Below are 19,106 nucleotides of genomic sequence, written 5' to 3'. Positions count from 1 at the left end.
TACTGGCCAAGTACAGGAGCGTGAGCGGTGAAAATTACGGTCAAGGAACTGCAGGCATTGCGTCCAGTGGACGCAGGAAAAAAGGTCCGAGAGACAGGTGGACTGTTCGGAGAGGTGCGCGTCTCGAAAGTGGGGGCGATCACAGTGGGTTTCATGTTCCGCTTCCGCTTCCGCAGTCGCCAGCGTGATCTCTCGTGCGGTGTATGGCCGCGTGATTCGCTCGCGGATATTCGTGCGGTGCGGGACAAGGCGCGTGCCCTGCTCGATAGCGGCACCGACCCGGTTGATGAACGAAAGGCGACGAAACTGGAACAGCAGGTCGATGTCGAGACGCGTATTGAGGAAGCCGAGACCGTGCTGAATCGTCCGTCCCTCGAAACGCGTTTTGGCGAATGGGAACGTGCCGCGTTGAGCAAGCGCAAGGACGGCGGCGCGGAAACTCGCCGCCGGTTTGAAAAGGACGTTTTTCCGAAAGTCGGCGCGACTGCGATGCCCGATGTGATGAAGGCAGACTTGATGGCGGTACTCGATGGAATCGTCGCGCGTGGCGCAAACCGGCTTGCGAATGCAGTGCTGGGCGACTTGAAACAGATGCTTGCGTGGTGCGTTGATCGCGACATCATCACCGTCAACCCGCTCGCTACCATTACGAAGAAGAAGGTCGGCGGCGCGGAAGAAGAAAGCGACCGCGTGCTGTCCGATAAGGAACTGCGCGCCCTGCCCGTTGCGCTGAAGAACGCAAACCTAAAGGACACGACACAACACGCGATCTTGCTGATTTTGGGAACCTGTGTGCGTGTGGGCGAAATCATCCGCGCGAAGAAGTCACATATCGACCTTGACGCGCGCACATGGGTCATTCCAAGCGGCAATTCGAAGAACAGCGACGCGCACACGGTCTATCTCAGCGACTTCGCCGCGCACCACTTGCACCGCATGATGGAGCTTTCCTACTCCGACGAATGGCTATTGCCCGCCCGCAGGCGTGACGGCGGCGAAACGCACGTCGATTTGAAAAGCATTTCGAAACAGGTTGGCGACCGGCAACTAAAGTTCTTCGAGCGTCAGTCGCACTCCAAGCGCGCGGGCAAGGCGACGGAAAACGCGCTTGTGCTTCTGCCGGACGCTGAAGACTCATGGAGTCCGCACGATTTGCGAAGAACAAGCGCGACGCTAATGCAGAAGTGCGGCGTGCTGCCGGTCGTCATCGACGCTTGCCTAAACCATCGCGAGCAAAACCGGATAAAACGCACCTATCAACGATACGACTACGCCGAAGAACAGCGGGAAGCGTGGCGACTTTTGGGTGAGCGGTTAGAACTGCTCTTGCGGCCCGACCCCGCTAATGTTGTCATCCTCGACACGTACACAGCATGATGAAACCTGGCCTCGCGCCGGGTTATTTATTTTTCGCGGCGGATTTTTATAAAGACTTTGCGTCGCGTCTCACCCATTGTGTGTTCCGTTCCATTCCACACCGAACGATTACACAAGGAGATGCGCCATGAGCGATAAAACCGCTCGCCTCATTCGCCGCCCCGAAGTGCTGCGCCGCTGCGGTTTCTCCGTGAGCACGCTGTACTCCAAGATGAGCCAGGGAGACTTTCCGCGCCCGATACACACCGGTCCCAACATGGTCGCGTGGATCGAGGCCGATGTGGATGCGTGGGTTGATGAACAAATCGCCGCCGCGCAGGTTACGCACGACAACGAAGCCGCCGATGCGTGAGGGCGGCCATGAACGTCCTTCTCGAACTGCGCGCATGGCTGCGCGGCGGCGGACTCGATCCGGTTGATGACGAAAGGGTTGCGCGCTGGTCCGAGGCGCTGGACCTGCGGCTGGACCTTGACCGTGACGCCGCCCGCGTGTTCGCCAGCATCCTCTCCCGGCCGGACCTCCCGGCCGACCTCCGCAACGATCTCGGACTGCTGCAGGTCGCGCTCGCAGGTCCGCGCGGAGAGGTCTGATATGTACAACCACGTCCACAACGGCTGGATTGTCGAGGATTCTCCGGTGCGTGCGCTGATGCACTGCCCGGTGCCGGAAGATCGTTTCTCGTGGGTGCGCCTGCTCATGGCGTTCAAGCGCGCGGGCGGTGACGAGGCGGTGGCGCGCGAGTGGAGTTCGCACGGCGACGGCTACGACCCGAGCGGATTCACAAGCACATGGAAGTCCATCGGCATGACCGGCAAGATCGACCCACGCTTGCTCTACGCGACGGCGAGCAGGTACGGCTACCGTTCAAGAAAGGTGATGAAGCTCGACGGGCAGGTGCCGCGATGAGCGCGCAGCCGGAGGTGCAATCCGGCGGCGACGAAAGGCCCGCGTTCTTGAAGGCGTGGGACGTGGGCGTGCCCGTTATCCGCCACGACTATCTGGACAGCAAGGGCATCACGAACCCCGCCGTGCTGGCGCGGCTGCGCGTGGTTGTGTGGAAGAAGCACGAATACCTCGCGCTCCCGTACCGCCACGTCTGCAGCGGTGAACTGCTCACCGTGCAGCGCGTGTACCGCGAGGGCGACAAGTGGCAGAAGCACAGCCTCGCGGGCAGTCGGTGGGCAGGCGCGGCGCTCAATATCGGCAGCGACGAGCCGGACGCGAGCTATGACGGCGGCGTACTCGTGGCCGAAGGGATCGCGTCGGCTTACGTGTGCTGGCTCGCCGATTCGCAGTGCGTGGCGCTGTCAGCGGGCACGGTGGGCAACCTCGATGACGTGGCGGTGGCAGCGCGGCAACGTTGGCCGCACGCCCGCGTCGTGGTCGTGGCGGACGCGGGTCAGGTGAAGGCGGCGAATGCAGCAGCGGCGGCGTGTGACGGTTGGCTCGCCGCCATGCCGGAAGGCTCACCGGATGGCTTTGACGCGTGGGACTTTGTGCTTAACCACGGTGGCGAGCCGGACGAACTCAAGCGCCTAGTGCTCGACCACGCGGTGCAGGTCGCACCGGCGAAGGAGGAACGCGATGAAAAGCGAAGTGAGGCGGGCATTGAAAGCGCCCGGTGCAGGTTGAAGTCGTTCAGCGACATTGACGAGGAAGCGATTGACTGGCTGTGGAACGGCTGGTTGCCGCGCGGTAAGCTCACGCTCGGTGCGGGTATGGGCGGTTCGGGCAAAACGACATCGGCGCTCGACTTCGCGGGCATCCTTACCACCTGCGGCACGTGGCCGGACACCACGCAGTGCGAGCGTGCGCAGGACGTGGTGATCTGGTCGGGCGAGGACGACGCGGGTGACACCCTCAAGCCGCGTCTGCGCGTGGCGGGTGCAGACATGTCACGCGTATTCCTCGCGGTGGGCGAATCGCGGGACGGAAAGGAGACAGCGTTCGACCCGGCCGTTCACATGATCTCGCTCATCGAGCAATGTGCGGGGCGTGACGTGGGGCTCATCATCATCGACCCGATCATGAACATGATTCGTGGCGACGCATACCGCGCGAACGAGGTGCGGCGCGAATTGCAGCCGGTACTCGACCTCGCGAGGCGCACCGGCGCGGCGGTGTTCGGCATCACCCACTTTTCGAAGTCCTCGAAGGAAGGGAGCCGCAAGGCCATCGAACGCGTGCTCGGCAGCGGTGCCTTCGTTCACGTTGCGCGCATGGTTCTGCTGTTCGCCCACAACGAGCGCACCGACGCGCGGGTGATGGCGCGGGCGAAAACCAACATCGCACCGGAGCGCGGCGGGTTCGCCTTTACCACGATCAGCGAAACGGGAGACAAAAGTATCACCGCGCAGGGCATCGCGTGGGGTGATTACCTCGACATGTCGCCGGATGAAATCGTGGACAGCGTGGACACCACGTTTGACGACGCCCGCGAGGATCGCAGCACCACCGCGCAGGCCGAACGGTTCCTCCGCGACTACCTCTCGGACGGCAAGCGCCTGCGCGATGACCTGTTTCATGACGCGCGCGGTGCGGGTATTCCGTGGCGCGCGATTGAACGGGCCGCAGACGACAAGCACCTCAACGTGCAGAAACAGAAGCCACATGGGCAGGGACGCTACGCGAAGTGGTGGTGGGCGTTGCCGAAGTAGCTCTCTCTCGTGCGCGCGTATAGGGGTGGAAGTTGTTGTAGTTGTCGATGTAGTGACTACATCGACAACTACAACAACTACGCACCATATAAGGAACCCCGTCGATGTAGTCGCGTCGGGTGGTCCTGACCAGGTGAACAAGGAGCACACATGATCGACGCACTGCTTGGCGGCACGCTCGCGAAAGACCCGGAGGCCCGCACCACGAAGACCGGCAACGCGTACGCGCTCGCCACACTGCGGGTGCCCGCTGGTGGCGACACCGTGCTCTTTGCGCGAGTCATGGCGTTTGACGCGCACGTGCGGGACGAATTGCTTGCGCTCGCGAAGGGCGACGCTGTGAGCGTGAGTGGCCCGCTCGAACTCGGGGTTTGGAAAGCCAATGACGGCGAGACGCGTCCTTCGGTGTCGGTGGTGGCGCACGCGGTGGTGTCGCCCTACCACGTGAAGCGCAAGCGCAGCGAGGTGCAGAACGCGCAGCAGGGCGCGGCGCAGCGCAGGGCGGAACGCGCGAACGGCTCGCGCACAACCTCGTCGCGCAGCGCAGCGCCGGTGCCCGACGATGATCTCAACGACGCGTTCTGACGGGTGGATACCGTGCCAATCAAGCCCGAAAACCGCAAGCTCTATCCGGCGAACTGGAAAACCGAAATCCGGCCTGCGATCCTCAAGCGCGCGGGCAACCGCTGTGAAGGCTCGCCACGCTATCCCGATTGCCGCGCCGAAAACGGTAAGCCGCATCCGGTCACTGGCTCGCGGGTGGTCCTCACTATCGCGCATCTCGATCACTGGCCGCCGAACTGCGATCCGGCGAATCTGCGCGCATGGTGCCAGCGCTGCCACAACACCTACGATGCGCACCACCATGCGAAGAATGCGTCGCTCTCGCGGCAGCAGAAGCGTGACGCGGTGGCGCTGTCAACCGGCCAGACCAGGTTCGATTTCTGACACGCGGCGCACATGACCGACCTCTACACCGCCGACTCCCGCACCGTCACGCTGTTGCGCGAGCGGTGCGTGGATACCCCTGTGCTGGCCGATGACAACCTCGCGTTCTGACCGGTGGTGCGCATGGATAGCCTCGACGCCATGACCGATGAAGCCGAGGCCGACATGCGCGCGGAGTGCGAGCGTGACGGGCACCGCGTGGTGGGCCTCGGGCTCGTGTCCGCCACCGTGGCGGCGAAGTTGGTCGCCTGCAGCAAATCGACGCTGCGGAACTTCGTCAAGAGCGGAAAGATAAAGCCAGCGTCATGCGACGCCACCGGCCATTGCATGTTCCATTTGCGCGAACTCGCCCGCTACGCCGCGCAAAACAGGCAAAACGCACAGCGTTTGATAGACGCGGCCATCGCGCGCAATCTGCCGTTTTAATCAGCAGGAGCGCATCGTGGCTCGACTCGATTTTGTCCGGGCGTGCAAGGCAATCGCGATCAAAAAGGGCGATGTGTTCAACGCGAAAGACTGGGCGCTGAACGCCTACGGCTCGCGCTCCGCAGTGACCGCGTATCTGACGAAAGCCGCCCAGCCGGTCACTTCCGCCTCAATCAACGACCCGGACGCACCAGCCTCGCTGCGTGACGCCGAATTCATTGGTCTAATCCAGCGCCGCTCGGTCATCGCGCTAGTTGACGAGGCACTGGGCGGTGGCGGCAACGGGTGGCGACGCGTACCGCCATTCGTTCCGCTGTTGCTGCAACTCAATGGCGCATCGGCTGGTTGGGTTCCGGAAGGCGCGCTCAAGTTCGTTGGAAATGCGAACTTCGACGTGTCGGTCCTGATTCCGAAGAAGCTGGCGGCCATGCTCGTCGCGAGCATCGAGTTTGTGAAAGAACTCGACGAAACAACCGACCTCGCATTGCAGCCCGATCTGGCGCGCGCTGTGAGCGACGAAATCAACCGCACGCTCGTCAGCAACGACACGGTCACGAACGCCTCGCCCGGTGGTTTGTTCGTGGGTATCGAACCGCTGGACAGCACCGGCACGCTGGACGGCGACGTGGAGCAACTTGTCGACTCATTCCCCGGCGACTTTTCGAGTGCCGTGCTGCTCGCCAGCCCGCGTGCCGGCGTCGGCTTCGCGTTCAGCGGCCACGACCAGACGGCAGGTGCGCGCGGTGGCTACGTCGCCGGTATCCCGCTCGTAACCGTACCCGGTTTGCCGGACGGCACACTCGCGTTGATCGACGCGCGCCGTGTGGTGCTGTATGAGGGCGAAACAGTACCGGGCGCGTCGCAGCAGTCGGCGGTTACGTTCACCGACGCCGATGGCGCAACGCAGCTCGTGAGCCTCTGGCAGAACAATCTGGTCGGCTTGCGCACCGAGACGTTCGTCAACTGGATACCGCTCGACGGCTGCGGTGTATGGATAAACGATGCGACCTTGCCCGGTGAACCGGACGGCTCCGCCAACGGGAAGCGCACCGCGCGCCGCACGAAGGCAGTGGCATGAACGTCAACTGGGCCGCAATCGACGCGGACCAGCTTGCCGACAAGGTCACGCAGAAATTCCGGCGTACCGTCGGACGCCAGTTGACCGGGCAGGAAGCGCTGATGACGGCAGTCGCCGGGGCAGTTGCGACGAACGCGGTGCGCGAGATGCGGCCGAAGCTGACCGAAGTGACGTTCTACCGGCAATGGGATGCCTGCCACACCCTGCTCGTTTTTGACGACCACCCGACCGTCACAGTCAGGCCGGACTGCGGTACTACGTAACGGAGGCATCGATGTGCAACGAACGATGGGAACCTGGCTGCGGCTGCTACACCTCGCAGAAGGATTTCGATTCGGAACGGGCTTTGATCGCACACTGTTCTGCCATTGAACATGACGTGCTCGCACTGCTGCGTGATGCCACGGCGTCCGCCTCGCCTCTCGCGCGTCGGCTGGCGGCGTTGATCGACGCCGACCCGGCGGACCTGGACGACATTCAGGTGTACGGCAACGGCCTCCTTTACTGGTGGACGCTCGGCGGCGTACAGCATTCCGCCTGCCTTGACTCGCAACCAGCCCTCCGGGTAGCAGCATGAACCACCACGACGAACGGGACGAGGTGGCGATCACCGCATGGATCGCGGTCAGCGATGTACCGCGTGTTGACGCTCTGGCTGACCTGTACCGCAAGGACCGGCGCGCGATCCTGCGCGAACTGATCGCGCTCGGCTTGCGCGCAGTTGTCGATGGGGCGCTGCCGGTGATACGACCGGTACAGGCGATCGGGCACCACACCGAACCGCAGCCGGTGGTGCAACTGCGCATCGGCAGCGCGCGCCGCATTCCGTAACCGGAAGAACGCATCATGGCATCGACGACCGGCGGTCTGGTATTCGACATCGCCGCGAACGTGGCGAGCCTGCGCCGCGACATGCAGGAAGCGCAGAACGTGATGAACGATGCTTTCAAAAGCATCAAGCGCGCTGCCAAGCTCGCGGGTGTCACCATTGGTACTGCGTCGCCGCGCGTGCTCAACTGAAGCGGAGGTAATGATGCACCGCATACTCAACGCCTGGCTGCTCGCCCGCGTCGGCGGCAGCCCCATTGCGGCCGGAGCGGTCTTTGGCAGTCGCTTCGCCGATCAGGTGCATGACATCGCGCAGCGCGCGCAGCAGGAGGGCCGCGAGACGTTGGTGGTCGAATTGCGCGGCGACACGGTGGTCGCGCACAGCATCGACGCAGACGTCATACACCGCCACGGCCTTTAAGTGAGCGACGTGCGCCGTCCGTGGCCGTCCTGCAGCCCGCACATGGCACCGGACCACAGGCGCGACCGCGTGGACCCGCCACGCGCGCCGCAGGCGCACAATGAGCGCGGGGCCGAGCCGGGGGGGCGTGAGCGAAGAAAATGCCCTCGCTGCAAAACCCCCTCCCTCTCCTTTTCTTGCAGAAAACCGATTCGAGACATAGGGGGCATGCCACATGCCAAGGCTGAGAACGCCGATACCATTGCGTCTCATCGAGGGCACACTGCGGGCGCACCACCGGCGCTTCGCCGAGGGGGCGAAGCCGAAGCCGAAAGCACCGACGCCGCCCGAGCATGTGCGCGCCGATGCCGACGCGCTGCGCGAATGGAACCGCGTTGTGCCCGAACTCGCAGTGATTGGCATGCTCACCGCGCTGGACCGCGTACCGCTCGCCGCACTGTGCGTGTGCTACTCGCGATGGGTGCAGGCGGAGCGGGCGCTTGCCCGCATGGCAGAACGCGACGCGGTGACGCGTGCTCTGATGGTCAAGACCGTGGGCGGCAATGTGATCCAGAATCCGCTTGTGGGCGTGGCGAACAAGGCGATGCTGGCCTATGCGCGCCTCTGCCGCGAGTTCGGCATGACGCCAGCAAGCCGCGCGGGCATCAGCACGCCGCTAGTTGATGAGGACGAGCCCAGGAACCACGACTACTTCTGACAGGTTGCGCGCGCGTTGCCGGGACAGCGCCCCGGCAGCGTGTCGCTACCTATCGCTGGTGCGGAGAACCACCGGCAACCCTTTGTCCGTATGGTGTTCGTGTGCGCGTTGGCCTTGGGCCACAGCCGCTCCCGGCTTTCTTTAGGTTCGTCGCCCATTCCGGAGAAACCGCTTACGGACAGGCTCTAGTCAGCCAACTACGGTCGTGCGCCTGAAACCCGTCGCAGACGTTCGCTCGTTCCCGTCCAGGCCGCGGAAATATCGTAGACTGACGCGATTGCATGCTACCCAAACCACAGTACAAATTCGGTCATGGCAAAAAACGACAGCTTGCTTATTGACGGCATCATTGACGACCGCGTTAGTCAGAAACTACCGTCCGAAAAACGGGACGAAGCGTTTGAATATTTCTGCATCGAAGAGATACTGAAAGATTGGGATTTGTCGCAAGACGAATTAAAGAGCGGGTGGATCGACGGGCGAGGTGACGGCGGCATTGATGCATTTTACGTTTTCGTAAACGGCCATCCGCTGCTTGATGCAGAGCAATTCATGTGGCCCAAAGCCGGGGCAGAATTGGTGGTAAGTCTGATAACTTGCAAACATCACGACTCGTTCAAACAGGTCACAATTGACGCGCTGGCGGCAACCCTCCCGGAGTTCTTTGATTTTTCGATTGAATCGAAAGATCTCAAGGGCGCCTATTCTCCCGATTTAATCGGCCAGAGAACAAAGCTTTTCTTTGCATATAGGAGATTGGCGCCTCGTTTGAACAAAATGAGAATTGAAGTTGCATATGCGTCGCGCGGGGATTCGAATGACATCGGCGTCGAAGTCCGTGCTCGTTCCGAGCAAATAAAGAAAATAATCACTGACTCTTTTGCGAAATGTGAAGCCTCCTTCAATTTCATTGGCTCGGCCGAACTCATTGACCTGAATCGGAAAAAGCCCAATTTTTCCCTAGAATTACCATATGTCGAAGTATTTTCGCGAGGAGAAACGTATGTTCTTCTCGCCAATCTCAGCGCATACTTTCGCTTTATTTCAGACAACGAAGGGAAACTAAGGCGATATCTTTTTGACTCAAACGTTCGGGACTTCATGGGTCTAAATCGCGTTAACGAGGACATTAGGGATACATTGAATAATGCGGCTTCGCCGGATTTTTGGTGGCTCAATAACGGCGTCACAATCCTCGCGACCGCAGCCAGCGTTATAGGCAATTCGATTCACTTGGAAGACATACAGATCGTCAACGGGTTACAGACAACCGAATCAATCTTCCGTCATTTTAATGGCGCATCTTCCGTTGAAGATAATCGTGCCGTCTTAGTGAAAGTAATAGTATCTCGGGACGATTCGGTCCGCGATGCCATCATCCGCGCAACGAATAACCAGACAGATGTGGAGCAGGTATCGTTACACGCCACAGATCGAATTCAGCGTGATATTGAGGAGGTTTTGCACCGTAGCGGAATTTTTTACGAAAGAAGAAAGAATTTTTATGTTAACCAAGGGCATTCTGCAGGAGAGATCGTAACGCCGCTGTATATTGCAGCCGGATATGCAGCTCTCGTCCTGAAATTGCCGCACCTTGCAGCAGGTTTTCGCTCGAAATATATTCGCTCCCCTCAAGCCTATAGCGCGATATTTTCAGATCGTTCGCCACTTGAAGTTTGGCCTAAAATAGCCAAATTACTCAAACATGCAGATCGAATTTTGGAAACTGTTCGCCCTCGGGGCGGTGGGTCTGCAGAGCGGTTTCTCAAAAGTAACAGATATTTACTCTGCCTCGTATCGGTCGCGAGACACCTAGGAAAGTTTGATTTCTCTGCTCAGGACATTGCAAAACTCGACGTTGATGCAATCACAGACGTGGCGATCCTCGACAATTGGTCTCGCATGGCTGCGTTTGGATCGACGCGTGCGGCGTGGTCGAGTAAGCAAAGCGTCGCATCGTTCTGCTTGAAAATGGAAACTGAACTCGGTATTCAAAATTCGAAGCGAATCGAAAACGCCCCGAACCTAGTAAGCGCTGCGCAAAAGCCCTACCACAAACCAACCCAGCGCGTAGACAGGGATTTTGCGAATAAGGTTCACGCCTTGTTGCCCGACCAACCTTGGAAGCCCGGCATTCACAAGCCGATTTGCGACAAACTGGGATGCACTGTTTCAGAGTACTTTGGGGCGGTGGAACAGCTTATCGAAGAAGGCCTTGTGAATCGCCAACGGGATGGCGTCGTTTACGACTCAGAAGGCAATGTGCTTATGTTTGATCCCGACCGCGTCGATCCCGACACGCTTCAGTTGAAAGAAGCGTAGCAATTGTTCGGCGTTTGCAAAGCAAGGCAGCGCGTGCTAGTCTAATTACTCGCGCAATCACGGATCGCGCACCGTCTAAGGGGTCAGGGCTAGCTGGTGTTTGGACTTGTTTCTGCGGCTTTCACCGCCCCGCCTCTTCAAAGGGTCGCCACGTTGGCGGCCCTTTTTTTGTATTAACCGGCGTTTTAGTCGCAAACTGCCCACCGCTTCTGGCCGACAGACTTCAGCGGCAGGCTCGGCCATCCGTAGCCGGTCGATTGGCCAACGGTACCGGCCGTTGCGCTATGGCGGAGATTGCTCGGCCACAGCATCGGGCGACCGACTAGGGTCCGGCAAGCGCCTTTCCCCTCAAATCCGTGAAGAACGCTTTTTCTTGCCTCCGTGGCCAGCGGCCGGAGCGCTGCCCATCTCCACTTCGGCCTGCTGCTGCACCTGTGGCCCGCTCGGCGTGTAGTCGCGCACCGCCTGTTCAAGCAGACGGCCGCCGATGCGCTCAACCGCCATATCGCGCCGCGCCGCCATCTCCTGCAACTTCTGCCTCGTGTCGTCGCCGACCCAGACGACAACCGGTGTTGCGAACCCTGAGCCCATGATGACCTCGCGCGGTGGTGACGTGACGCCGCGATTATCGCGCCGTTCGCGCGATGACCAGGGTAAACGGCAATTTCCCTCGTGCGCCAGATATCGCACTGTCGAATACGTATCCCGCCCGGAATCTGGTGCAGCTCAGGCCAGTCGGTCGCGGCGAATCAAGGTATGGCAAGGTGTGGCAGGGCGAGGCCGAAGCGCTTCACTCTCACTCTTACCGGTTTTGTGTGCGCGGGCAGCGGGATACACCGCACACAGACCTCTCAACCCCGGCAATGCGTCGGGCTTGCCCTTGGGCATCCGCTCATGGGTGATCGTTGCACGCGCCTGATCCAGGCGCAGGCAACTTATCAATTGAGAGGTCGTTATGTCTATCGTTTCACTCTCCCGCCGTCTTTCCCTTCTAACGCCCGAAAAGCGCGAGGCGTATCTGCAACTCGTGCGCGAGATCGAGCAGGCCGACGAGGCCGAGCACGAGCAGCGCGTGCACGACAAGTACTTCGCCATAGGTCAGCACGCTGCACTCGCGCTGCTTGGACCACGGCAGGCCCGTGCAATCGCGGAACTCGATCTGCAGTACATCGATGACTGGCACCCGGTGCCTGCCTATGGCTGGGCCGTGTCGCTGTATGCAGCCGTGAATGACCTGACGGACCCCGGTGACATTTGCCGGGACGAGGTGGAGTGCTTTGCAGAGAAGTTCCTTGACAAGCCCTACCCGGAGGCCTGTGAAGTGTGCGCGTTCATCGAGGGTGTTCAGGACGTGGTGGACGAACGGACGGGAGGCGAATGATGGGCCACAAGGGGAATGGAAAGATCGTGGCGGGCGGATGGGAGCGTGCCCGCAACATGCCGGACGACATGCCACGCAAAAGGCGGTTGCGGGTATGGGTCGCGCCCAATGTCGAGCTGCCACCGGAAGCAGAACACCCGATCTGGCATGCGGCGTTCAGATGGCTCGACCTGCACCGGCAGGAGCAGATATCCGATGTGCAGATGCTGCGCGGAACGGACGGCCGGTTGCTCATCTCGCTCGCCTCGGCACGGCACAACTGGGCCGTGCTGGCCGCCCTGCACAATGACGACCCGAACGACCGCGAATGGCTTGACTTCGTGACGTTCTCGCAGCTATGCGGCGATATGCTACCGCCGAACTCATAGCGCAGCGAAACCGGCCCACCTGCAGCACTGCGCGGGCCGGTCCTCTCCGCTTCGGGACTTTCCCGACGTTTTGCTCCGCTCTGCCTACCTGGTATTCCCGCCGTCATATCGTCCTCTCGACGCGCGCCGCGCTTACCCCTATCGTCGCGGCGTTCAATCACACGGGAAGACACGCATGGGCGACGCCATCAGGCTTGAGGATCGGTCGCGCGAATTAACCGATCCTCCACGCAGCCGCCGCGTCACGGTCACGCTCACTGGCCCGCTGCTCACGCAGGTTGAGGTCGCCGCGAAGCGCGCGAGCGTCATCGTGCAGGAGCTGCTACGGGTCGGCGTGGGCCAGTTGCTCGATGACCACGAGCGACGCGTGCACCGCGCAACGCGTCGCCGCCGTGCCGAATGCCGAGTTCGAGCCTCTGTACAATTCCGATGCTGGAACCCTAGGGAGGGTAGACATGGAGCAGGCTTACGCGGCAATCGGGCGCGCGGTACTCGCGATGCAGATATTCGAGGTGGCCTTCGTGTCGATCCACGAAGGCTTCAGGATGATCAATGACGAGACCTACCGCGAGGCGACGGGTGGCTTAATCACGCCCGAGAAGTACAGGAACGCGACGGCCAACGTGGTCAAGCATTTGAAGGCGCGAGGCGACATTGCCGACGATCTCGAAGCGCGCATCAACGCGCTGATCGAGAACCGCAACCAGCTCATGCACCGCTGGTTTCTCCAGAACGGATGGCCGTGGCCTGACACAAACAACGCTGCCGACTATGCGCCCGTCATCGAGCTTGCCGAACGGGTGCGCAACGAAGCAAACGCGATAACGCATATGATGACCGGCTACATGGTCAGGTACGCACACCCCGACGCCGCCGAGAAAGACCCCGAGGCCTACAAGCAGGCCATGGCCGAGCTTTTCCACAAATTGCACGTGCAAGAGTAAACGAACATGCGCGTAACAAAGCTTGATGCCGCCCGAAGGCAACTCATTACTGCCATCCGCCTTTTCTTCGACGGTGGCGACGGCGTTTCCGTCTACTCGCTGGCATCGAACGCCTGGGAGGTTATTGACGTGCTCTGCACGAGCGCGGGCGTGGAAAGCTTCTCCAAGCAGGCGCGCGAAAACCTGCCAGCCGGACAAACGCTTAAGTATTACGTTAACGAGCCATGTCGAAATTTCTTCAAGCACGCCGCACAGGACCCGAATCCTGATAGCTCGGTCGAACTGCGCGAGTCCAACGTTGCCGCCATCCTGTTTCTGGCCGTGGAAGATTACATACGGCTTCGGCAGGGCGGTCCTGTAGAGGCGCAGGTTTTTCAGGTTTGGTTTATCGCAGTGTTCCCGGAAAAGGTCACCGAGGATGACCCTGTGGCGCAATCCAAACTCGAAGACGCCAAACTAGTGTTTCCCGGCATCACCACACTCGCCGCGTCCGACCAGATCGAAATGGGTCGGCGGGTACTGGAAACTGCACGCGAAGATGCCGGACTCGCGGCTGATCCGAAGACCGAGCCAAGTCTCTGAGTTTCTAAGCCTGCGGGAGGTATGAGCGGACGCGAGCGCAAGGCCACAATCCGGGCGCATAGCGGGTTCACGCTGCCCGGTCGGTGTGTTGCACCTACACGACCTGGTGAGGCGGCCACGGGCCGCGCCGTACTCGCTCGATGCTCTGTCCGGTAGGTAAGGCTAAACATTTACGGCTCGAACTGCTTCGTGGCTTGGGCGGCGGCGTTAGCCACGTCGAGTAGCTGCTTGTGGTAGTCCACCGCGAAGGCTTCCATATCTGCGGGATAGCGCGTGCGGGGGTGCATTCCGACCCACGCGGGATAAAGGAACGTGGCGTGATAGTAGAACGCGGCAGCAAGTGCAGGTCCGAAGTCGGGGTAGTTCGTCGACTTGCTGCCGAAGTCGATGTGCGCAGCCAGCGTATCGCGGTATGCCTTCATCTTCTTGTGGTACGCGTCCCACTCGTCGGCATTTTTCATCCCTGTTGCCGCATACAGTCCGGTGCGGAAGGCGTCGTGCTGGCTGGCAGGCACAACCTTGGTCCAATGCGTGTCGTCCTTCCAGCGTCCGAATATCTTGCACCACTCGATCAGGCCGTAGTCGAGCGATGCGCCCATCATGATCCGCCAGAAGTCCACCTTGGTTTCTGGCACCACCTCGTGCAGCACCCGCTTGAGTGCCGCAAGCCGGACGAAGGACCAGATTGTCTGGATATGCGTTTCGATGGGGTCCATCTGCTGCATGGCTGCCTCCGTTGAGAACGGGTAGCGCGGGCGGAAATCCGCGCCGTGGTGCTGCTGGTGGCGGTCGGTTGATCGGTCGGTGAAGTGCGTATGCGCGTCCCCTACCCGGTCCATCGCCCGGACTTGGACTGGGCGTACCAGGCGGCGCGCACCGTCTCGAAGGTCTTGTGCCTGCGGTCTGCAACCTCTTGCAGCACTTTGGTCACCGCCCGGTGGGGCGTGGCATGCAGAATCGACCGCACCTCCGCGCAGAGCGCGATGTCGCGGATTTCAGTACGGCTAAAGCCCGTGGCAGACGGTCGCCACGGGAGGTAAAACTGATCGTTCGGTTGTGCGCCATAGAGGAGGATGTCGGTGAATGCCATCGCGAGAGTCGCCATCACCGATTCAGGGGGTGCCCTACCACTACCCCACTCGCGAATGAACAGGGCCATCGTCCGCATCATGAACTCGCCCCTGCGCGGGTCATCGACAGGGGTTTCGCCTATGGTCTCGAAGTAGTGCCCGTAATCAAAGCTTTCAAGCTCAGCCCAGTCGAACCGCCCTTCCTCAGGGTGTTCGTCACCTGCCGGGGCATCCGAAAAATAGTCGTCAGCGCCGCCTGCCATATGGGTACTCCGGAGTCGCAGTCACAGCACCATTATTCCGCAGGGTAACGAGGGGTTCCAACCCGTACAGGCTGATGGAGTGGGGGGAAAGTGGGGGTACAGCGCGCAGGCAAGAAAAAAGGACTTACGGCTTTCACCGTAAGTCCTTGATATCTCTGGTCGGGGCGAGAGGATTTGAACCTCCGACCACCTGCACCCCATGCAGGTACGCTACCAGGCTGCGCTACGCCCCGAGAGCTAAACAGTATAACAGAGCCGCGCCCCGTTTCAAACTGCTGGCGAGGAGATTTGCGGCGCCACCGTCAATGCCCGAGCAGATCGAGCACATGCAGCAATTCCTTGCGTATCTGATCGACATCGACCAATGCCATCGTGCTTTGCGACGCAACCTCAGTCTCTTCACTCACAACCGGTTCGGCGTCTTCAATCACCGCTCCGCGCGAATCCAGACGGTTGCGTGCGCCATTGATCGTGAACCCCTGCTCATACAGCAGCTCGCGAATGCGCCGGATCAACAGCACCTCGTGATGCTGGTAGTAGCGGCGATTGCCCCGCCGCTTCACCGGCTTCAACTGCGTGAACTCCTGCTCCCAATAGCGCAGCACGTGAGGCTTCACGCCGCACAGCTCGCTTACTTCGCCAATCGTGAAGTAGCGCTTGGCGGGAATCGGAGGCAAGACGACCTTCTCGATTGTCTGTGTCATCGCCGGAGTGCTGTCGTGATGGTTGCGCAATATTGTGTCGCCGCGCTGCCCGCCTCATTGCCACCGCGTGCCAACGCGGCAGGGGCGTCGCATCGGGTCAGCGGCTGAAGCTCGCTTCGGCGCCGCTTTCCACCAGCGCCTTCAATTTCTGGCTCGCATGGAACGTCACGACGCGGCGCGCCGCGATCGGAATTGCTTCGCCCGTCTTCGGATTGCGCCCAGGTCGTTGCGGCTTGTCGCGCAACTGGAAATTGCCGAAGCCCGACAGCTTCACGCTGTCGCCGCTTTCGAGCGCATCGCGAATCACCTCGAAGAACGCTTCGACCATGTCCTTCGCCTCGCGTTTGTTGAGGCCGACATTGTCGAACAGCAGTTCCGCCAGCTCGGCTTTGGTCAGCGTCGGCGTATCCGTCGTGGCGCTCGACGTGGAGGCAGGAAGATCGCGGGTCATGTGGCTACGCTGTGCCGCAAGAAGGGCTTCGAAATCACTCGAGTTCATTTCGTTCATCTATCTATGAAATGGCGCGCTTCCGGTTACAACCGCGCTGCAACCGGAAGTCTGTCAACGCTACGCGTAAGCTGTGGGTCTTATCCACGCAGCCGGGCGCCATACACTCGAGCCAGGCGATCCACCAGGGACTTGATGGCCGCATCGACCGTCTCGTCCTGCAGGGTTCCGCCAGTATCTTGCAGGGTCACCCGGAAGGCAAGGCTTTTCTCGTCTGCGCCAAGTCCGGAAGTATTTGATTTTGCACGAAATTCATCGAAAAGTGCAACCTTCTGAACAATGCGGCAGGCGTCGTCTTGCATGCCCTTCTGGAACTCGTCCAGCAGCGCCTGAACCTCGATTTTCTGATCCACCACCAGCGCGATGTCACGTCGCACAGGCGGGAATTTCGAGACATCGGACGGAGCCGGCAGATCGCGCGCCATCAGCGCGTCGGCTTCGATCTCGAACAGGATCGGCGCATGCGGCAGATCATATTTCTGCATCCAGCGCGGGTGCATTTCACCGATCCAGCCCACAGCCTTGCCGCCCACTTCGACGCGCGCGCTGCGTCCCGGATGCAGTGCCGGGTGTTCGGCCTTCACGAAGCGCGGTGCATTGGCGGCACCCAGCGACGCGAACATGGCTTCGAGGTCGCCCTTCACATCGAAGAAGTCGACGGCACGCGCCGACGCACCCCACTGCTCTTCGAGCGCGGGACCATAGGCGAGCGCGCCGATCATCTTGGGCTGCACGAAACCTTCGACCGTCATCTCGCCCGCCTTGATCGACGGATCGTTCAGGAACACGCGGCCCGCCTCAAACACACGCACGCGGTCGGCGCGGCGGTTGAGGTTGTGGCGCAGCACATTGACGAGGCTGCCGAAGAGCGTCGTGCGCATGACCGACAGCTGGCTCGCGATCGGGTTCAGGAGTCGCACAGGCGCATCGTTGCCGGCAAAGTCCTGCTCCCACTCGGCATCGACGAAGCTGAAGTTGACCGTTTCAGCGTAGTCGCGCGCCGCGAGCGCGTGACGGATCGCATGAATCGAGCGGCGCGTTTCGTTGGTCGCGCGCATCTCGCTCTTTGCGACGGGCGGATTCGCCGGAATCTTTTCGAAGCCGTAAATGCGTGCGACTTCTTCAATCAGGTCTTCTTCGATTTCGATATCGAAGCGGTACGGCGGCGGCGTCACGCTAAACGTATCGCCATCGCGCTCGAACGCGAGGCCAAGGCGCGTGAAGATCTGCGCAATCTCGTCGGCGCCGATCTTCACGCCGATGATGCGCGCGGCACGCGCCACACGCATCTTCACCGGCTCGCGCTTCGGCACGTTGACCGTCTGATCGTCGATCGGGCCGGCTGCACCGCCGCAGATGTCGAGGATCAGTTGCGAGATGCGCTCGAGGTGCTCCACGGTCGTCGACCAGTCGACGCCGCGCTCGAAACGATGACCCGCATCGGTCGAGAAGTTGTAGCGGCGCGAGCGGCCACGGATGCTGTCCGGCCACCAGAATGCGGCTTCGACATAGATGTTCGTGGTGTCGAGCGAGACGGCAGTGCTGTCGCCGCCCATGATGCCCGCGAGGCTTTCGAGGTGGCGGTCGTCGGCGATCACGCCAACGGTTTCATCGACTTCGACGGTGTTGCCGTTGAGCAGCTTGAGCGTTTCGCCCTTCTTGCCCCAGCGCACGTCCATCGAGCCGTGGATCTTGTCGAGATCGAACACGTGCGACGGACGGCCGAGTTCGAGCATCACGTAGTTCGAGATGTCGACGAGCGCCGAGATGCTGCGCTGACCCGAGCGTTCGAGACGCTGGACCATCCATTGCGGCGTCTTCGCGCGCGCGTTCACACCGCGGATCACGCGGCCCGAGAAGCGGCCGCACAGATCGGGCGCCGAAACCTTCACGGGCAACTTTTCGTCGAGCTTCACTTCGACCTGCGGATACACGGGCGCCGTGAGCGGCGCGCCGGTGATCGCAGCGGTCTCGCGCGCAACACCGTACACCGAAAGGCAATCGGCTTTGTTCGGCGTGAGCTTGATTTCGAAAATGGTGTCGTCGAGGTTCAGCGTTTCACGAATGTCCTGACCGATCGGCGTATCTTCGGGCAGGATCAAGAGACCGCTGTGGTCCTCTGAGAGCTTCAGTTCGCGCGCCGAGCACAGCATGCCCTGGCTTTCCACGCCGCGCAGCTTCGAGAGCTTGATCGCGAACGGCTTGCCGCCCTCTTCGGCCGGCGGCAGTTCAGCGCCGACGAGCGCCACCGGCACCTTGATACCGGGCGCAACGTTGGGCGCACCGCAGACGATGTTCAGCGTAGCTCCCGTGCCGGCATCGACCTGACACACGTTGAGCTTGTCCGCGTCCGGGTGCTTGACGACTTCGAGCACACGGCCGACGACGATCTTCGACGTCGGCGGCGCAGCCGGGCTCAAGCCCTCGACTTCGAGGCCCGCCATGGTGAGCGCGTGGGCCAGTTCATCGGTCGTGAGCTTCGGATCGACAAAGCTTCTCAGCCAGGATTCGGGGAATAGCATTTCGTTTTA

26 protein-coding genes and 1 tRNA gene are annotated in these 19,106 nt (G+C 61.1%); 20 read left to right on the top strand and 7 right to left on the bottom strand.

The genetic code is table 11. The features are described from left to right. Window positions 1-27 precede the first annotated feature (27 nt). The 16 genes from L0U80_RS05485 to L0U80_RS05410 all read left to right on the top strand — a co-directional run bounded on the left by L0U80_RS05485 (window position 28) and on the right by L0U80_RS05410 (window position 10,755). A complete protein-coding gene (locus tag L0U80_RS05485; protein ID WP_233862972.1) occupies window positions 28-1,377 on the top strand; it encodes a tyrosine-type recombinase/integrase in 1,350 nt (449 codons plus the stop codon). Between the two features lie 127 nt (window positions 1,378-1,504). Then, window positions 1,505-1,729, top strand: a complete 225-nt coding sequence (locus L0U80_RS05480) for a helix-turn-helix transcriptional regulator (protein ID WP_233862971.1) — start codon at window positions 1,505-1,507, stop codon at window positions 1,727-1,729. An 8-nt stretch (window positions 1,730-1,737) separates the two neighbouring features. Then, entirely contained in the window at window positions 1,738-1,968 is a 231-nt protein-coding gene (locus L0U80_RS05475; protein WP_233862970.1) for a hypothetical protein, read from the top strand. Window position 1,969: 1 nt separating this feature from the next. Further along, window positions 1,970-2,284 (top strand): PriCT-2 domain-containing protein, encoded by a 315-nt coding sequence (locus L0U80_RS05470; RefSeq protein WP_233862969.1) that lies wholly within the window; start codon window positions 1,970-1,972, stop codon window positions 2,282-2,284. After that, the gene (locus tag L0U80_RS05465; protein ID WP_233862968.1) at window positions 2,281-4,035 is read left to right on the top strand and encodes an AAA family ATPase; all 1,755 of its coding nucleotides are present in this window, start codon (window positions 2,281-2,283) and stop codon (window positions 4,033-4,035) included. Before L0U80_RS05470 ends, L0U80_RS05465 begins: the two co-directional genes overlap by 4 nt. 150 nt (window positions 4,036-4,185) lie before the next feature. Further along, window positions 4,186-4,620, top strand: coding sequence for a single-stranded DNA-binding protein (locus L0U80_RS05460; protein WP_233862967.1), 435 nt, complete (start codon window positions 4,186-4,188; stop codon window positions 4,618-4,620). 3 nt (window positions 4,621-4,623) lie between these two features. Beyond that, window positions 4,624-4,983 (top strand): hypothetical protein, encoded by a 360-nt coding sequence (locus L0U80_RS05455; protein ID WP_233862966.1) that lies wholly within the window; start codon window positions 4,624-4,626, stop codon window positions 4,981-4,983. 123 nt (window positions 4,984-5,106) lie between these two features. After that, window positions 5,107-5,409 carry a helix-turn-helix domain-containing protein gene (locus L0U80_RS05450; protein ID WP_233862965.1) on the top strand — a complete coding sequence of 101 codons (303 nt, stop codon included), beginning with the start codon at window positions 5,107-5,109 and terminating at the stop codon, window positions 5,407-5,409. A 16-nt stretch (window positions 5,410-5,425) separates the two neighbouring features. Next, window positions 5,426-6,487 (top strand): phage major capsid protein, encoded by a 1,062-nt coding sequence (locus tag L0U80_RS05445; RefSeq protein ID WP_233862964.1) that lies wholly within the window; start codon window positions 5,426-5,428, stop codon window positions 6,485-6,487. Then, window positions 6,484-6,750 carry a hypothetical protein gene (locus tag L0U80_RS05440; protein WP_233862963.1) on the top strand — a complete coding sequence of 89 codons (267 nt, stop codon included), beginning with the start codon at window positions 6,484-6,486 and terminating at the stop codon, window positions 6,748-6,750. The genes L0U80_RS05445 and L0U80_RS05440 overlap by 4 nt, the downstream gene beginning before the upstream one ends. 11 nt (window positions 6,751-6,761) lie before the next feature. Beyond that, window positions 6,762-7,064 (top strand): hypothetical protein, encoded by a 303-nt coding sequence (locus L0U80_RS05435; protein ID WP_233862962.1) that lies wholly within the window; start codon window positions 6,762-6,764, stop codon window positions 7,062-7,064. Beyond that, the gene (locus L0U80_RS05430) at window positions 7,061-7,318 is read left to right on the top strand and encodes a hypothetical protein (RefSeq protein WP_233862961.1); all 258 of its coding nucleotides are present in this window, start codon (window positions 7,061-7,063) and stop codon (window positions 7,316-7,318) included. The genes L0U80_RS05435 and L0U80_RS05430 overlap by 4 nt, the downstream gene beginning before the upstream one ends. A gap of 15 nt (window positions 7,319-7,333) precedes the next feature. Next, window positions 7,334-7,507 carry a hypothetical protein gene (locus L0U80_RS05425; RefSeq protein WP_233862960.1) on the top strand — a complete coding sequence of 58 codons (174 nt, stop codon included), beginning with the start codon at window positions 7,334-7,336 and terminating at the stop codon, window positions 7,505-7,507. A 10-nt stretch (window positions 7,508-7,517) separates the two neighbouring features. Then, window positions 7,518-7,736, top strand: coding sequence for a hypothetical protein (locus L0U80_RS05420; RefSeq protein ID WP_233862959.1), 219 nt, complete (start codon window positions 7,518-7,520; stop codon window positions 7,734-7,736). A gap of 214 nt (window positions 7,737-7,950) precedes the next feature. Continuing rightward, window positions 7,951-8,433 carry a phage terminase small subunit P27 family gene (locus L0U80_RS05415; protein WP_233862958.1) on the top strand — a complete coding sequence of 161 codons (483 nt, stop codon included), beginning with the start codon at window positions 7,951-7,953 and terminating at the stop codon, window positions 8,431-8,433. A gap of 312 nt (window positions 8,434-8,745) precedes the next feature. Further along, the gene (locus tag L0U80_RS05410; RefSeq protein ID WP_233862957.1) at window positions 8,746-10,755 is read left to right on the top strand and encodes an AIPR family protein; all 2,010 of its coding nucleotides are present in this window, start codon (window positions 8,746-8,748) and stop codon (window positions 10,753-10,755) included. A 348-nt stretch (window positions 10,756-11,103) separates the two neighbouring features. Here L0U80_RS05410 and L0U80_RS05405 read toward each other — a convergent pair whose 3' ends face one another. Next, window positions 11,104-11,346 (bottom strand): hypothetical protein, encoded by a 243-nt coding sequence (locus L0U80_RS05405; protein WP_233862956.1) that lies wholly within the window; start codon window positions 11,344-11,346, stop codon window positions 11,104-11,106. Between the two features lie 364 nt (window positions 11,347-11,710). Between L0U80_RS05405 and L0U80_RS05400 the strand changes: the two genes are divergently transcribed. The 4 genes from L0U80_RS05400 to L0U80_RS05385 all read left to right on the top strand — a co-directional run bounded on the left by L0U80_RS05400 (window position 11,711) and on the right by L0U80_RS05385 (window position 14,030). Further along, window positions 11,711-12,136 carry a hypothetical protein gene (locus L0U80_RS05400; protein ID WP_233862955.1) on the top strand — a complete coding sequence of 142 codons (426 nt, stop codon included), beginning with the start codon at window positions 11,711-11,713 and terminating at the stop codon, window positions 12,134-12,136. Further along, window positions 12,133-12,504 (top strand): hypothetical protein, encoded by a 372-nt coding sequence (locus tag L0U80_RS05395; RefSeq protein ID WP_233862954.1) that lies wholly within the window; start codon window positions 12,133-12,135, stop codon window positions 12,502-12,504. Before L0U80_RS05400 ends, L0U80_RS05395 begins: the two co-directional genes overlap by 4 nt. Window positions 12,505-12,854: 350 nt before the next feature. Continuing rightward, the gene (locus tag L0U80_RS05390) at window positions 12,855-13,448 is read left to right on the top strand and encodes a hypothetical protein (protein WP_233862953.1); all 594 of its coding nucleotides are present in this window, start codon (window positions 12,855-12,857) and stop codon (window positions 13,446-13,448) included. 6 nt (window positions 13,449-13,454) lie between these two features. Next, window positions 13,455-14,030 carry a hypothetical protein gene (locus L0U80_RS05385; protein ID WP_233862952.1) on the top strand — a complete coding sequence of 192 codons (576 nt, stop codon included), beginning with the start codon at window positions 13,455-13,457 and terminating at the stop codon, window positions 14,028-14,030. A 170-nt stretch (window positions 14,031-14,200) separates the two neighbouring features. On the opposite strand, the gene L0U80_RS05380 is transcribed toward L0U80_RS05385, so the two are convergent. The 6 genes from L0U80_RS05380 to pheT all read right to left on the bottom strand — a co-directional run bounded on the left by L0U80_RS05380 (window position 14,201) and on the right by pheT (window position 19,097). Next, window positions 14,201-14,755 carry a hypothetical protein gene (locus tag L0U80_RS05380; protein ID WP_233862951.1) on the bottom strand — a complete coding sequence of 185 codons (555 nt, stop codon included), beginning with the start codon at window positions 14,753-14,755 and terminating at the stop codon, window positions 14,201-14,203. Window positions 14,756-14,856: 101 nt separating this feature from the next. Next, the gene (locus L0U80_RS05375; RefSeq protein WP_233862950.1) at window positions 14,857-15,363 is read right to left on the bottom strand and encodes a hypothetical protein; all 507 of its coding nucleotides are present in this window, start codon (window positions 15,361-15,363) and stop codon (window positions 14,857-14,859) included. 156 nt (window positions 15,364-15,519) lie between these two features. Continuing rightward, window positions 15,520-15,596, bottom strand: a tRNA-Pro gene (locus tag L0U80_RS05370). A 69-nt stretch (window positions 15,597-15,665) separates the two neighbouring features. Then, window positions 15,666-16,067 (bottom strand): MerR family transcriptional regulator, encoded by a 402-nt coding sequence (locus L0U80_RS05365; protein WP_233862949.1) that lies wholly within the window; start codon window positions 16,065-16,067, stop codon window positions 15,666-15,668. 97 nt (window positions 16,068-16,164) lie between these two features. Further along, complete coding sequence (locus L0U80_RS05360; protein WP_233862948.1) at window positions 16,165-16,575, bottom strand: integration host factor subunit alpha; 411 nt, start codon at window positions 16,573-16,575, stop codon at window positions 16,165-16,167. Between the two features lie 80 nt (window positions 16,576-16,655). Continuing rightward, complete coding sequence (gene pheT / locus L0U80_RS05355) at window positions 16,656-19,097, bottom strand: phenylalanine--tRNA ligase subunit beta (protein ID WP_233862947.1); 2,442 nt, start codon at window positions 19,095-19,097, stop codon at window positions 16,656-16,658. Between the last annotated feature and the right edge of the window lie 9 nt (window positions 19,098-19,106).

Origin of the sequence: Paraburkholderia adhaesiva (genome assembly GCF_021390575.1) — a bacterium.
Taxonomy (GTDB): Bacteria; Pseudomonadota; Gammaproteobacteria; order Burkholderiales; family Burkholderiaceae; genus Paraburkholderia; species Paraburkholderia adhaesiva.
Note: the sequence above shows the minus strand (reverse complement) of the source record. Positions and strands in the feature narration are given on the sequence as shown.